The sequence below is a fragment of the Xanthomonas cannabis pv. cannabis genome, assembly GCF_000802365.1.
Lineage (GTDB): Bacteria > Pseudomonadota > Gammaproteobacteria > Xanthomonadales > Xanthomonadaceae > Xanthomonas > Xanthomonas cannabis.
The window spans coordinates 1-14,071 of sequence record NZ_JSZE01000031.1 but is presented as its reverse complement, the minus strand read 5'-3'; the positions used below and the strand labels follow the sequence as shown (position 1 = coordinate 14,071).

The following is a 14,071-nucleotide window of genomic DNA, read 5'->3' as shown; positions in this document are numbered from 1 at the left end:
AGTGCGAACACGTTGGAAAACGCGTTGATCAGCAAGCAGCAGGACATCAGGGTTGGTAGGTGGTTAAACGATGGCCCGCAGCCACGGCGTAGTAGCGCGGCGCCTGCTGCACGCCGAGAGTTCTCATGGCAAGAGCGCCGCGTTCGTTCTAGGCTTGATCAGCATCCACTGGCCCGTCCAGATCTGTCCGTGCAGGGCACGGCGGTGTGGGAGCAGGTTCTCGTGCGATGTGCGAACGAGAGTGGCCTGCGCAGGGTCTTCTTCTTGCCGCGCTATCAGCACCACACGCGCACAAAAACACAGCGGCCCGAAGGCCGCTGTGTCTTGACGCTTCCTGACCCGCTAATGCAGGCCAGGTAGTGCGGCGGTCGTGACGATCAGTGCTGGTCACGCGGCTTGTCGGCGTCGCCATCTTCCTTGGAGGCACCCTCGGCATCGGCATCGGCCGACGACGCTGCAGGCTTGGACGCTTCGGAGACAACGACGGTCGCCTTCGGCGCGTCGGCTTCCGGCCGCTGCGTAGCTGCAGGCGCTACCGCTGCCGGTTGCGTTTGCTGCGCCTTGGGCGGGACCGGCGTAGCGGACGTTGCAGCTGCTGCATCATCCTTGGGGGCCAGTGCGTCCAGCATGGTCGTCTGCACCGGCGCGTAGGGCTTGCGTACCGGAGCGGGTGCTTCGTCTGCGACAGGCGTCTGCGGCACCGTCGTGGTCGAGGTCACTGCGACATCGACGGACGGAGCGACTGCACTGGTCTGTTCGGCATGCGGTGCCTTGGCGGTCAGCACGACGGCCTGCGCAGAAGGAGCGGTTGATGCAGCCGCTACAGGAGCAGCCTGCTCTGCCGTCACCGACGTCGATGCTGACGGCTTGGCAGGCTCCCGCTGCGCTGCCGACGTTTCCGGCACGGTTGCAGCGGGACGGTCCGGCGTACCGGCCGAGGACGCTGCGGCATCAGTCGATGCCTTGGGGACCGGCGTCGGCTGCGTGACAGAGGTCGGCTCGCTCGTCGACGACGGTGCAGCAACTGGCGCGACCGGCTTGGTGACAGCCACCGATGCGGCAGGCGCTGCCGCGCTGCCCGGTGTCGCCGTCACCGCAGGTACTTCGGCAGCGGGCGAGGGCACAGTGGCGTCAACCGCCACTGATGCCGAGCTGGTGACCGGCGTCGCCTCGGTTGCCGACGCCTGCTTGGCAATCGGGGCCGGAGCTGCGGGCGAGGTCGCAGTGACCTCTTGCGATGTCGCCGGAGTCGCTGCTGCCGGAGCAGACGCAGTCCGCGCCGGCGCTGCCGCGACGGCAGCGTCATTGCGTGCCCGCTCCGCTGCGGCGGCAGCCGGGGCTGTGGCTTGCTGCTCGAACGACGGTGCCGCGTTGGACACCGGTGCCGTCGTCACGGTGGTATCGCTGCCCGACGGGGTTTCCGCACGTTCCTTGGGAACCGGGCGTGGTTTCACCGGTGCCGCAGCGTCGGGCTCGGCCCTGGTGCGAGCGGCCGGCGCGGGAGCGTCGTCATCGAAGTCGAACTCCGGCTGACCCGCACGCGGAGCGGCAGATGCCTGGCCCTGCGTATTGGCTTCGTCGCCGTCGTTGTCGCCTTCCAGGTCGCCATCAACATCGCCATCGAGGTCGTCCGTCTCCAGACCATCCACGTTGCTGCCACCCTCACCGTTTGCGCCGGCGCCACGACGACGACGACGACCGCCGCGACGACCGCGGCGGCGACGGCTTCCACCTTCGCCATTGGCCGCATCATCGCCCGCGCCTTCCTGGCCAGGAGCATCCGCAACCGCATCACTGCCGCGATCGGCGGTGGACTCGCTCACCACAACCTCGACCGGGTGCGCCTGGGTTGCACCGGCCGCACTGGCCTGCACGGTGGCAGGCGCAGCGGTTTCAGCGATGGCTGCGACCACCCCCGTCGTCGTTGCACTTGCTGCCGTCGAGGTCAGGGTCTGCGCCGAAGCGGTCCCTTCATCCTGACGTGCAGGACGCGGCTGCCGCTCGGACGGTGCGCCATCCTGCTGTGCAGGCGCACGTGGCGGACGGGGCGCCTGGTTCTGCGGCTTGGGCTTCTGCGGCTGCTGCTTCGGTGCCTGCGACTCATTGCGCGGCGGCTTGGGCGCCTGCACCTGCTGCTGGGCCTGGGCGCCGTTTTGCGCGGCCTGGCCGTTCTGGCCATTGGCCGGCTGGCGGCGCTCGTCGCGACGCTCCTTGTTGGCGCCATTGCCGTTGCCGCGCTGATTGCCGCCGTTGCCGCCATTGCGGGCATCGCGTCCATCGCGGCGTTGGCCGCCACGTTCAGCGCGCTCGTTACGTGCATTGCGGCCGGCATCGTTCTGCCGCGGGCGCTGGGTCGTCTCGGGCGCTGGCGCGATCGGCTCGACCCCACCGAAGATGCGCTTCAGCCAGCCAACCACACCAGTGACCGGTGCCGGGATCGGAACCGTCACCACCGGGGCCGGTGCCGCGACGGGCGCCACCGGTGCAGGGGCTTCTTCACGCACCGGCGCCGGCTGGCTCGGCTTGATCGAGGTCACCGCCGGGGCCGCCGGGATGTTCAACTGCGCCTTGGTCAGCGCATGCACCGGCAGCTTGCGCGGGGTGCCGCGCTGGTAGCTCGGCTTGCCGCTGTCTTCGCCCAGCTCGTTTTCGCGCAGCCGGGTGACTTCGTAGTGCGGGGTGTGCAGCTGCTCGTCGGCGACGATGATGATCGGCGACTCGTGGCGCTGCTCGATCTCACGCAGCGCGCTGCGCTTTTCGTTGAGCAGGTAGTTGGCGATTTCCACCGGAGCCTGGACCAGCACCTGCCCGGTGTTTTCCTTCATGGCGTGCTCTTCGGCCACGCGGATGATGGACAGCGACAGCGACTCGACACTGCGCATGCGGCCATGGCCGTCGCAACGCGGGCAGACGATCTGGCTCGATTCGCCCAGGCTCGGACGCAGGCGCTGGCGGCTCATTTCCATCAGGCCGAAGCGCGAGATGCGGCCCAACTGCACGCGGGCGCGGTCGTACTTGAGCGCGTTCTGCAGCTTGTTTTCGACTTCGCGCTGGTGCTTGGACGAGGCCATGTCGATGAAGTCGATCACCACCAGGCCACCCAGGTCGCGCAGGCGCAACTGGCGTGCCACTTCTTCGGCCGCTTCCAGATTGGTCTGGAACGCGGTCTCTTCGATATCGCTGCCCTTGGTGGCGCGCGAGGAGTTCACATCGACGGCGGTCAGCGCTTCGGTCTGGTCCACCACGATCGAGCCGCCCGAGGGCAGGCGCACATTGCGCTCGTAGGCACCTTCGATCTGCGATTCGATCTGGAAGCGATTGAACAGCGGGATATCGTCGGTGTAGTGCTTGAGCTTGCGCAGGCTCTGCGGCATCACCTGCTTCATGAATTCCTGGGCGTCGGCGTACAGCTCCGGCGTATCGACCAGGATTTCGCCCACATCGGCGCGCAGGTAGTCGCGCAGGGCGCGGATGATCAGGCGCGATTCCTGGTAGATCAGGAAGGCGGCCGGCTTGCTCAGCGCGGCCTCGGCGATTGCCTTCCAGGTCTGCAGCAGGTAGTCCAGATCCCACTGCAGTTCTTCGGCGTCACGCCCCACACCGGCGGTGCGGATGATCACGCCCATGTCGTCGGGGATGTCGAGCTTGTCCAGCGCTTCCTTCAGCGCGGCGCGGTCTTCGCCTTCGATCCGGCGCGAAACGCCACCGGCGCTCGGCGAATTGGGCATCAGCACCATGTAGCGGCCGGCCAGCGAGATGAACGTGGTCAGGGCGGCGCCCTTGTTGCCGCGTTCTTCCTTGTCGACCTGCACCACGATTTCCTGGCCTTCGCGCAGCAGCTCGCGGATGGTCGACTTGTTGTGGTCGACGCCAGCCTGGAAATAGTCGCGGGAGATTTCCTTCAGCGGCAGGAAGCCATGGCGCTCGGCGCCATAGTCCACAAACGCCGCTTCCAGAGAAGGCTCGAGCCGGGTGATGCGGCCCTTGTAGATGTTGGATTTCTTTTGTTCCTTGGACGGCTGTTCGATGTCGATGTCGTACAGGGTCTGGCCGTCCACAATCGCCACGCGCAGCTCTTCGGCCTGCGTTGCGTTGATCAGCATTCGCTTCATTGTTGCGTTCCTCACGCGCTCTACCGCGCGGAACGCCGTGACGTTTCGCCTCTGGAACAGCTTGTCGGCCCTTCGCGCAACGCGCGGACAGGCCTGACCAGGGTTTCCAGCGCTGCAACACCACGGCATGCCGCGGGAGCGCTTGTCTTTAGGTTTTATAGGTGTTTCAGGGCCGGCAGCCGCGTCCGGACGAACCGGGGCAGCGCACGGGACATGTTCAGCGCAACGGTCAAAAACCGCCGGCGATGGCCGGGTAGGCCGGTGAGCCGCTAACATGGCCGCCCCTGGGGCGGTGGTCGCGCACTGTGCCGGAATCATCGGAAGTCAGGCTTCTGGCCAATCAACTTCCAACGAAATCAAACCCTTATCTCGCTCGCCGAGTGTAACAGAATAAAGAGCCGGATGACCGACCCCCAGCCCCCCAAGCCGCCTGCCGACCGTGTGGGCGTGCGCATTCTCAAAGTTCCGGAAGACCGTGCAGGGCAGCGGCTGGACAATTTCCTGCTCGGCCAGCTCAAGGGCGCGCCGCGCAGCCTGATCTACAAGCTGGTCCGCAGTGGCCAGGTGCGGGTGAACGGCGGGCGGGCCAAGGCCGAGCGCAAGCTCGAGGGCGGTGAAGAAGTGCGCATCCCGCCGGTGCGGGTGAACGAGGAGGGCGACAAGGCCGCGCCACCGTCGTCGTTCCTGGCCCGGCTGGAAGCGGCGATCGTGTTCGAGGATGCGCGGCTGCTTGCGCTTAACAAGCCGTCCGGGGTTGCCAGCCATGGCGGCAGCGGGATCAGCTTCGGTGCCATCGAAACCCTGCGGGCGTTGCGGCCGAATCAGACCCTGGAACTGGTACACCGGCTCGATCGCGATACATCCGGCCTATTGATCGTGGCCAAGAAGCGCTCGGCGCTGACCGAGCTGCAGGCGCTGATGCGTGAGGACGACCGCGTCGAAGGCCGCGGCATCACCAAGCGCTACCTCACCTTGCTGGTCGGGCGCATGCCCGACGGCGTGATGACCGTGGACGCGCCGCTGCATATCGGCCTGCGTCAGGGCGGCGAGCGGCATGTGCAGGTGAATGCGATCGGCAAGCCATCGCTGAGCCATTTCAAGTTGCTGGAACGGCGCGGCGGGCATTCGTATTGCGAAGTGCGCATCGAGACCGGCCGCACCCACCAGATCCGTGTGCATGCCCAGCACCTGGGACACCCGGTCGCGGGCGACGACAAGTACGGCGAGGCCGAGGTCAACAAGCGGTTGCGTGACCAGTTGGGCCTGAAGCGGCTGTTCCTGCACGCAGCGTCGCTGGAATTTGCGCTGGATGCCGGCAAGACCCCGTACGTGCTGAGCGCGCCGCTGGCGCCGGAGTTGGCCGAGGCACTGGACCGCCTGGGCCGCTGACGCAGGGGGCGCTACGCCAACGGATCACTGCAGCCCTGCTGACCGGAGTCAGCCAGGGCCTGTCGCGTAGCGAAAGAAGGCGACACATGGGGGCGCCAGCTTCGGCCATTTCCCTCGACGTGTATGACGGCTACGCGATGACGACGACAGCCGCCTCAGCTGTCGTGACGACGCTCGTGATGCGACGGCGCCTGTGCATGCGATTGGGACGGCCGAGGTACCGGCGCATGAACGGGGGCGGCGCGGGGTGTGGCGAACGTGGCGACGCGCTGCGGACGCTGCTGCGCCTGAATCTGCATCAATGGGCGTGGCTCCGGACGCGGCAGTTGCACCGGCAGTTGATGTTTCGCCCGTGGTGGCACCACGAGCGCGGCTTGCTGGCGAGGCGCCACGCGGGGTTGTTCCCGCAACTGAGGCGGCCGGGGCTGCAGCGGTGCCGGCGTGCGCGGCGGGATGTCGTGCATGTTCCGGGCGGTAAATGCCTCGCGCGGCGACAGGGTGGGACGAGCCGTTTCACGAGCCGGCTCACTGGCAGGGCGGGTAGTACCCGCAGGCAGCGCCTGATGTGCCGGCAGTGGTGGCATGCGCGCCTGCGCGACCGGCGACTCGCCCGTCCGCATTCCCGGAGGTTCGGTAGCGGGCGTCGGGTGCGGCGTGTTCGCTGGGCGTGCTGGCGACGGCAGGCTCACAGGCACGGGCTGCGGAGCTCTCGCGGCCACCGGGCGTCCTGCCTGCAGCATCTGCGCAGTGAAGTGCGGTGCAGACAGGTGCGCGACGTCGGGCGCATGGTGCAGCTCGGTGGGCGAAGACGCTGGTTCAGTCGGTCGCGGCAACGTACCGAGCGATGGCGCAGCCGCAGCCGCTGCAGTCGGCATGGCCGTGCGCGCCGCGGGCGGGGCTACTTTCGCAACCTCCGGTCCCGGCACGGGCGTGTAGGTCGTGTTCGACCACTGACGCTGGTCTTGCTGGTGCACAGAGGACCGCGCCTCCACGACGGTGGTGTGGTTGTTGATGATGGTGGTACGGGGCGCGTAGACGCGATTCTGGTAGACCACGTAATGCGGTGCGGCTGGTGGCGCGTTCCAGTCCACGCCCCAGCTGTTCCAGCCCCAGTGATGCCACGCCGGCGCTGGCGTGGCCCAGCCGAACCAGCCGTGGTGATGCTCCAATGCGCTGCCGACCAGCACACCGACACCAAACGACACCGCCCCGACAGTCGCCACATCGCCCTGGTCATACCAACGCACCGGGCGGTAGCGGTACTCGCGGTATACATTCACCGGCGTTCCGTACACCACGTCCGGGTCATAGTGCGGCACATACACCACCTGCGGTTGCGCAGGCTCGATGGTGATCACCTGCGCGGGCGGTGGGACGTGTTCGCCGTCCAGGATCGGCGTGACCACGACGTGCCGGGCGACCTGGACCCGCTGCTGTGACGTACTGCGCAGGTGGCCGCTGGCTTGCGCCCGCTGGCGCATGATCTGCACCGCGTCGAGCACGTCGTTCGGGTCATGCGCGTAGGCGTCGCCCAGTGCGCGGGTCCAGTCGAGATTGCCGGCCAACTGGTCCACGACATCGGGGAAGGCGGTCAAGGCCTTGACGCTGGGGTCCCAGGGCTGCGCGACGGTGGCCTGCGCGCGGTCGGCGGCTGTCAGGGCGCGGTTGCTGCGCAACCAGTCCTGCGCGGTGAGTACCTGCTCAGGATAGACCGACGCCGCCAGCGTCTGGGCCAGCAGCTTGTCGGGAAACAGGGCGATCGGCGCCACCAGTCGATACAGCTGGTCGGCGGTAGGCTCGGTGTATGCTGGCGCCGTCGGCGTAACGGTGGCCGGGTCGGTTGGCATCGCTGTGGGTGTTGGCGACGGTGCGCTGCGTTGACAGCCGCCGAGCGCCAGGACCCCGCTCGATGCGAGCGCCAACGCCCAGGCAAGGCGCTCTCGTGACCATGTGCGTTGCATACGGCTCCTCGCTGTGTGCGCGTGGATGACGCGCGTACCATGCGCCGCATTCAATGTCTGGAAGCTGGCTGACGTGCGGGCGATTGCGAGGCTGCGCGCCCATGTTCAGCCGCCATGCGGCTTGCCGAAGTGGCCGGCCGTCAGCGCGGGTGGACCGTCTTCCTGTGCGCTGCGAACGCCACGTTTCGATCCTGGCCCAAGGCTCCCGGCGGCGTGGCAGTGCTCGATCGCCTACTTCGTACTCAAGGCGTTGCGAAGCGGAACAACACCAGGCTGATTGCCAGCGTGCCCATGCCCGAGACCAGGCCGTAGACGGTCTCGTGACCCTGCGCATAGCGCTTGGCGGCCGGCAGCAGCTCGTCAAGGGCAAGAAATACCATGACCCCGGAGATCAGCCCGAACACCGCACCGAACACGGCGTCGGACAACACATTGGACAAGGCCAGATAGCCGATACCCGCACCGATGGGTTCGGCCAGTCCGCTCAGCAGGCTGGCGCCAAAGGCATAGAACTTGTTGCGTGTGGCGAAGTACACCGGCACCGCGATCGCGATGCCTTCTGGGATGTTGTGGATGGCGATGGCGAACGCCAGCGGCATGCCCACTACCGGGCTTTCCAGGGTGGCGAAAAATGTCGCCAGACCTTCGGGGAAGTTATGCGCCGTGATCGCAATGGCAGTCATCAGGCCAACGCGCCGGATGTAGGCACGGTTGTCGTCGCGGAACTGCGGGTCGTCCGTGGACAGGCTCTGGTGCGGATTGGGCACCAGTCGGTCGATCGCCATGATCAACAGCATGCCGCCCAGGAAGGTCAACGTGCCGAAGGTGAAACCCAGCTTGTCATTGTAGGCGCTGGAAAACGCCGCGATCGACTTGTTGAGGATTTCCGACAGCGACACATACACCATCGCACCGCCGGCGAAAGCCAGCCCGAACGCGAGCAGCCGCGGATTGGGCTTTTTGGCGAACACCACCATGAGGCTGCCAAGACCCGTGGCCAGTCCTGCGGCCAACGTAACCGCCAGCGCGGTCCAGACGTTCTGTGATGACACCTCAAGCATGCGATGCGACGACCTCGTGGAATGGAAAGCGCTCCTGCGGCGGGCGCGTCACGCGCGCGATCGCTGGCGGCAGCAGGATGGCCATCCACGGATGACGAACGCGTGCTGTCGAAGGCGACCGTGCGGGACGTGAAAGCCCGGCAAGGTCCATGGGCGCGATCCCTCATGTATAGGCGGCAGCGAGCGCCTGCGCCCGCCGCCACCGATCAGCCCCTGCGGCAGGGCGGGCTGCGGGGTTCAGCTGCCGCGGCGTGCGCGTTCTTCGATGGCGAAGCACTCGTCCGGGCGCGGTACCGGCGGCTTGAACGCGACTGGCACCTGGATGGTTTGTGGCACTGCCTGCCCGTTGCGGGTGGCTGCCTTGAACTTCCACTCGCGCACGCGCTTCTGGGCGGCCTCGTCCAGCACCGGCTGGCCGCTGCCCTGCGTCACCGACACATCGGTCGGCGTGCCTTCTGTCCCGACGACCACCCGGAGCACGGTGGTGCCGCCGACGCCGGCGCAGGCCAGCTCAGGCGCATACTCGGGCGGCGGCGTCTTTACAGCGGCAAGCTCGGTTGGGGCCACGGTAGGGGTGGCGGCCTGTTGCGGGGATTTGCCACAGCCGCTGAGGCCGGCCGCCAGGCACAGGCCGGCGAGTGCAGCGCGAAACATGGTCATGCAGTGACTCCCTGATCGTAGAGTTGCGCGGTCTTGGCCGCGCAGATGAAGTCGTTTTCACTCAGGCCGCCCACGTCGTGGGTGGAATAACGCACCACGACCCGGTCGTAGTGCACGCCTAGGTCGGGGTGATGGTCTTCGCGATGCGCAATCCAGGCCAGCGCGTTGACGAAGGCCAGGGTGCGGTAATAGTCGGCGAAGCGGAACGTGCGGGTGATGGCCGTGCCGGCTTCGCTCAGCTCCCAGCCGGGAACCTGCGGCAGCAGCTCGGCCAGGCGCGCTTCGGCAAGCTTGTGATCGCTGCCCTTGCGCGGAAGGCAATGGGCCTGCTCCAGGGGAATCAGATCGGTCATGACGGTCTCGCAGGAGTGGCGGACGGCGCACCCGCCAGGATCACGGTGTTCCATGAGCGAGGGCGCATTGAGCGGTAGAATAACCCGCATGATCCAGATATCCGACAAAGCCCAGACCTATTTCCGCAAGCTCATCGAACGCGAAGGCGTGTCCGGCATGGGCGTGCGCCTGAGCGCGGTGGACCCGGGAACCCCGCGCGCCGATGCCCGGTTGGAGTTCGCCGAACCGGCGGACCTGAGCGGCGACGAGTGGGCCATCGACTGCGATGGCTTCACCTTGTATGTCGTGGCAGCCAGCGTGCCGTGGGTGGATGGCGCCGAGATCGACTACGTCACCCAGTCCACCGGCAATCAGCAGCTCACCATCAAGGCGCCCAAGATCAAGGGCGAGGCACCGGCAGAGTCGGCCTCGATGGTGGAGCGCGTGCGCTGGGTGGTGGAGAACGAGATCAACCCGCAGCTGGCATCGCATGGTGGACGCGTGGCGGTGCAGGAAGTCTCGGCCGATGGCGTGGTGCTGCTGCGTTTCGGCGGCGGCTGTCACGGCTGCGGCATGGCCGATGTCACCCTCAAGCAGGGCATCGAGAAGACGCTGATGGGACGGGTACCCGGCGTGATCGCGGTACGCGATGCCACCGATCACGCCACCGGCGACGCCCCGTACATTCCGCGCGACAGCGCGGCCTGATTCCGCACCACCGGTGACAACGGCTGCCGATCTGCTGCAGGCACTGCGCGCGCGCATGCCGGGCAAGCTCATTCTGGATCGGCGTACCGGCCTGCCGTATGGCTGGGGTATCTGGATGGGCAACCGCGCACACGCCGCTGCGCCGTTTAACGATGACCAGCTGACGGATGTGCTGCTGGCACGGGCACAGCCGTCGCAGCGCGAGGTGGGCGGTGCAGCCATCCTGTCGCCATTCCAGGCATTTCGCAGTCTGTGGTGGCAGCACTGGGACCCGCGTCCGAAGGATCAGCGTCGGCAGCATTGGTTGGCGTTGCTCGGCAGTTTTCTGATCCACCTCGGTTTCATTGCGCTGCTCATCTGGGTGGTCACCGTGCGTTGGGCGCCGGATGACACCAAGCCTGGCGATGAAGCGCGGGTACGCATGACCTTCATTGGCGATGGCGCGGTGGAGCAGGGCGGTGGTGCGGGGCAACCTGGGTCTGCGGCACCGGCTACGGCGTCTGCTTCAGCGCAAGCAGATGCATCGGTGGCAGCAGGCGAACCAACTCCATCGGCGACGCAGGCGCAGCCGGCTGCCGATCCGATCGAAAGCTCCCGCACGGTCCAGATGCAAAACGAGGCGCCGGAGCCGGCGGATGCGGTCAGCGAACCGGTGACCGCGGATGTTCCGCAAGTGACCGTGCAGGTGCCGCCGGTGACGATTCAATCCGCGCTGCAAGTGACCGAAACGCCGGTGGCCACCAACGATTTTGTCGTGCCACCGCCACCAACGATCACGCTGACGCCGCGTGCCATCGAACGCGCGGCGCCGCAGGTCGAGGTCCGTCAACGCGACATCCAGACAGTGACCGAGCGCCCGCAGGTGCGCGAACTGGAACGTCCTGCTACCGAAGTGGCGGTGCGCACTGCCGATGCGCCAACGGTGCGCGAGCGCGACGTCGTCATACCCGAGCGCCCACACGTGCCGACGCCGGCCGCACGCGTGCGCGAGATCGCACCGGTGGTGCGCATGCCCGACGTCGCGGTGCGCAGCGCAGAGTTGCCGAGCGTGCCGGATCCGGCGCCGACGCCTGTGGCGGCGGCACCTGCGGCGCAAGCGGCGCCTGCGGATGCTTCACCGAGGCAGCCAGCCGCCGCGGAATCGGTGCAAGCGACAACGCAGACGCAGGCCAATCCCTCTCAGCCCGAGCGTTCCAGCAGCGCGGCAGCATCGTCAGCAGCTAAGCCGGCAGCCGACAGCAATGCCGGCCCGAAGCCTGCCGACCGCAGCGGCGGATGGGATGTGGCCGCCAATGCCGACGACTGGAGCAAATCCGACCGCACCCGCCGCGGCGAAACCACCGGCGGCAATGGTCGGCGCGATGGCATGTTCAATAGCGACGGCAGCGTCCGCGTGGCCGGGACCGGCGATGCCGGCAGCGGCGCTGGCGATCGCGGGCCGCCCGGCAGCGACACCGACACCTGGACCCGCGACCAGATCGCCCAGGGCGGCACCTGGCTCAAACGGCCCCCGTACGGCTATACGCCGACCTCGCTGGACAAGTACTGGATGCCCAACCAGACGCTGCTGCAGGAGTGGGTGCGCCGCGGGCTGAAAAAGATCGAGATTCCGATCCCGGGCACCACCACCAAAATCAGCTGCGTGGTGTCGCTGCTGCAATTCGGCGGCGGCTGCGGCCTGAGCGACCCGAACCTCAACGACCAACCAGCCACTGCAAGGCCGCCACCGGATGTGCCGTTCAAGCGGGAGCTGCAGGAGGACAAGGGTACGCTGCGGCGGAGTGGCGAATGATCGTGGGCCGTCTCCCGTTCCGTCGAACAGCTGCCGATGGGGCAGGGCGGCGACGTTCCTCGCTGGCACGCTCGCGCACCCAGCCGAACCGGCGCGGCGAAGCGCCGCAATGACCAGCGGCGGCCGTGAATTCTTGAAATGGCTGGCCGCCGTCTTCATGACCGGCGACCACGCGCTCAAGATCCTGGGCTTCGGCTACGTGCCGGTCGTGACCGAGTTGGGGCGCGTCGCGTTCCCGCTGTTTGCGTTGGTTCTGGCCTACAACCTCGCGCAGCCCGATGCCGACGTCGAAAAGTCGGTCAAGCGCTTGTTCGTGTGGGGCCTAGTCGCCGCGCCAGTGGCCGCGATCGCGACGCAGACGGTGTTTACGCTCAATGTGCTGCTGTCCTTTGCATTGGCTGCCGTCTGCATTCTCAGCATCGAGCGCCGTCGATGGGTCTTTCTGACGGTGTGCGCCGTGCTGGCGCCGGCGGCGGTCGATTACCAATGGAGCGGCCTGGCAGTGGTGCTGGGCGGCTGGGTGTACTGGCGCAATCCATGGCATTGGCGATTGCCGAAAGCCGTGTCAGCGCTCTTGTTGCTGGTGCTGCCGGTGTGCTCGCTTTTCTTCATCAACGGTAATTTCTGGGCACTGCTGGCGATACCGTTGCTGACGCTTGCGCGCCTGCGCATTCCCGTGCCACGCACAGGCAGGGCCTTTTATTTCTACTACGTGGGTCATCTGATGGTTCTCACGGGGTTGTCGTACGCAAGGGTTTGAGAAAACCCCGCAAGCGGCCCGGAAATCAGTATTGCGGGACGGCCGGCAATCAGACTGGCGCGTGTGTCGCCCATGGGCGGGACGAGCTGCACGAAGCGCTCCACAGCGCGGAAGAGCAGGGCGCGCTCTACCGAATGACAGCAAAAAATAACGGCGTGGCACCGTGCCGGAAGGAATGCGTACCCAACTGCGGAATCTCGCCCCGGGACATCGTCAGCGCAGTGCGGGCTCCCACGAGCAAGTCGCAGCTACGTACGCAGCGCGTGCGCCGGCAGCGGGCTGAGCCATACTGTGGCGCGAGACTTATTGTTACGATATAACCTAATATTTCAGTGGGGAAGGTCGTGCAATCTCGGGCTTTACGCGTGGTAGGTGTTCTGTCGGTGGGATTGATCGCGGCAACGCCGGGCGCTGCGCAGGAACTGGGTGCGGCCCGGTCTGGCTCGGTCGACAAGGAGCTGGATGCGGTCATGGTGAGCGTCGGCAGCCGCTTCGGGGGGCGGTCGCTGACCGAGTCGCTGACGCCGGTAGATCTGGTGTCGCGTGAGGAATTGGAGCGTAACGGGCGCGTCGACCTGCTGCAGATGCTCAAGAGTGAAGTGCCCAGTTTCAACATTCCGCGTCCCATTGCGTCCGGTGCGGGCGATTACCTGATGCCGCCTTCGTTACGTGGCCTGGGGCCGGGCGAAGTGCTGGTGCTGATCAATGGCAAGCGTCGCCATACCTCGGCCGATCTCAACGCGAGCAACGGCATCGGCCGCGGCGACATCTCGATCGACTTCAATGCCATTCCATCGCTGGCGCTGTCTCGCGTCGAAGTGCTGCGCGACGGCGCGGCGGCCCAATACGGCTCGGATGCGATTTCCGGGGTCATCAACCTGAGCCTGGACCGTTCGCTGCAGAGCACCGCGCACACGACCTACCAGACCACTGCGCGAGGCGATGGCGACACCTATGAGGTCGCTGCCGGTACCGGGTTTCGGGTCGGCGCCGAGGGCGTGCTGCGCGTGACAGCGGCAATCCAGGATATCGGTGCCACCGATCGATCGCGCCCGGACACTCGTCAACAGTACTTCGGTACAACTGCCACCGGCGCGTTGGTGACGCCATCCGGCAACTTCGGGTCCGGCATCGGCCTGACGCGCTCCAATGGAACACGCGACCCGCGCGAGTCACGCTTCGACCGCAATGGAGCCGCGTTCCTGGGCACACAGCCCAGCACCAATCGTCAGCTGTTCTACAACCTGGTGATGCCGGTGTCCGATGCGGTGGAGATGTATTCGTTCGGCGGCCAC

Annotated in this window: 10 protein-coding genes; 5 read left to right on the top strand and 5 right to left on the bottom strand. The window is 66.7% G+C overall.

Annotated features, from left to right (window positions below; genetic code table 11):
* Positions 1-377: 377 nt before the first annotated feature.
* Entirely contained in the window at positions 378-4,103 is a 3,726-nt protein-coding gene (locus OZ10_RS07300) for an Rne/Rng family ribonuclease (RefSeq protein WP_039564342.1), read from the bottom strand.
* 411 nt (positions 4,104-4,514) lie between these two features.
* On the opposite strand from OZ10_RS07300, the gene OZ10_RS07295 reads away from it, so the two are divergent.
* Entirely contained in the window at positions 4,515-5,501 is a 987-nt protein-coding gene (locus OZ10_RS07295) for an RluA family pseudouridine synthase (RefSeq protein WP_039409108.1), read from the top strand.
* Positions 5,502-5,656: 155 nt separating this feature from the next.
* On the opposite strand, the gene OZ10_RS07290 is transcribed toward OZ10_RS07295, so the two are convergent.
* The 4 genes from OZ10_RS07290 to OZ10_RS07275 form a co-directional block, all read right to left on the bottom strand.
* Positions 5,657-7,462 (bottom strand): DUF3300 domain-containing protein, encoded by a 1,806-nt coding sequence (locus OZ10_RS07290; protein ID WP_039564341.1) that lies wholly within the window; start codon positions 7,460-7,462, stop codon positions 5,657-5,659.
* 242 nt (positions 7,463-7,704) lie between these two features.
* The gene (gene zupT / locus OZ10_RS07285) at positions 7,705-8,523 is read right to left on the bottom strand and encodes a zinc transporter ZupT (protein WP_039409112.1); all 819 of its coding nucleotides are present in this window, start codon (positions 8,521-8,523) and stop codon (positions 7,705-7,707) included.
* Between the two features lie 237 nt (positions 8,524-8,760).
* A complete protein-coding gene (locus OZ10_RS07280) occupies positions 8,761-9,183 on the bottom strand; it encodes an energy transducer TonB (RefSeq protein WP_039409113.1) in 423 nt (140 codons plus the stop codon).
* Positions 9,180-9,536, bottom strand: a complete 357-nt coding sequence (locus OZ10_RS07275) for a 4a-hydroxytetrahydrobiopterin dehydratase (protein ID WP_039564340.1) — start codon at positions 9,534-9,536, stop codon at positions 9,180-9,182. The genes OZ10_RS07280 and OZ10_RS07275 overlap by 4 nt, the downstream gene beginning before the upstream one ends.
* Before the next feature lie 88 nt (positions 9,537-9,624).
* On the opposite strand from OZ10_RS07275, the gene OZ10_RS07270 reads away from it, so the two are divergent.
* The 4 genes from OZ10_RS07270 to OZ10_RS07255 form a co-directional block, all read left to right on the top strand.
* Positions 9,625-10,224 carry an NfuA family Fe-S biogenesis protein gene (locus OZ10_RS07270; RefSeq protein WP_039564338.1) on the top strand — a complete coding sequence of 200 codons (600 nt, stop codon included), beginning with the start codon at positions 9,625-9,627 and terminating at the stop codon, positions 10,222-10,224.
* A 13-nt stretch (positions 10,225-10,237) separates the two neighbouring features.
* Positions 10,238-12,016: a hypothetical protein gene (locus OZ10_RS07265; RefSeq protein ID WP_039564337.1), complete on the top strand. Its 1,779-nt coding sequence runs from the start codon at positions 10,238-10,240 to the stop codon at positions 12,014-12,016.
* A gap of 109 nt (positions 12,017-12,125) precedes the next feature.
* Complete coding sequence (locus OZ10_RS07260) at positions 12,126-12,776, top strand: TraX family protein (protein WP_039409123.1); 651 nt, start codon at positions 12,126-12,128, stop codon at positions 12,774-12,776.
* A gap of 365 nt (positions 12,777-13,141) precedes the next feature.
* A partial coding sequence (locus OZ10_RS07255) for a TonB-dependent receptor plug domain-containing protein (RefSeq protein ID WP_236726957.1) occupies positions 13,142-14,071 on the top strand: 930 nt, incomplete at its 3' end.

Coding starts and splice junctions, on each gene's coding strand:
- OZ10_RS07300 (WP_039564342.1), bottom strand. CDS start 4,103: ATGCTGATCAACGCAACGCAGGCCGAAGAGCTGCGCGTGGCGATTGTG.
- OZ10_RS07295 (WP_039409108.1), top strand. CDS start 4,515: ATGACCGACCCCCAGCCCCCCAAGCCGCCTGCCGACCGTGTGGGCGTG.
- OZ10_RS07290 (WP_039564341.1), bottom strand. CDS start 7,462: ATGCAACGCACATGGTCACGAGAGCGCCTTGCCTGGGCGTTGGCGCTC.
- zupT (WP_039409112.1), bottom strand. CDS start 8,523: ATGCTTGAGGTGTCATCACAGAACGTCTGGACCGCGCTGGCGGTTACG.
- OZ10_RS07280 (WP_039409113.1), bottom strand. CDS start 9,183: ATGACCATGTTTCGCGCTGCACTCGCCGGCCTGTGCCTGGCGGCCGGC.
- OZ10_RS07275 (WP_039564340.1), bottom strand. CDS start 9,536: ATGACCGATCTGATTCCCCTGGAGCAGGCCCATTGCCTTCCGCGCAAG.
- OZ10_RS07270 (WP_039564338.1), top strand. CDS start 9,625: ATGATCCAGATATCCGACAAAGCCCAGACCTATTTCCGCAAGCTCATC.
- OZ10_RS07260 (WP_039409123.1), top strand. CDS start 12,126: ATGACCAGCGGCGGCCGTGAATTCTTGAAATGGCTGGCCGCCGTCTTC.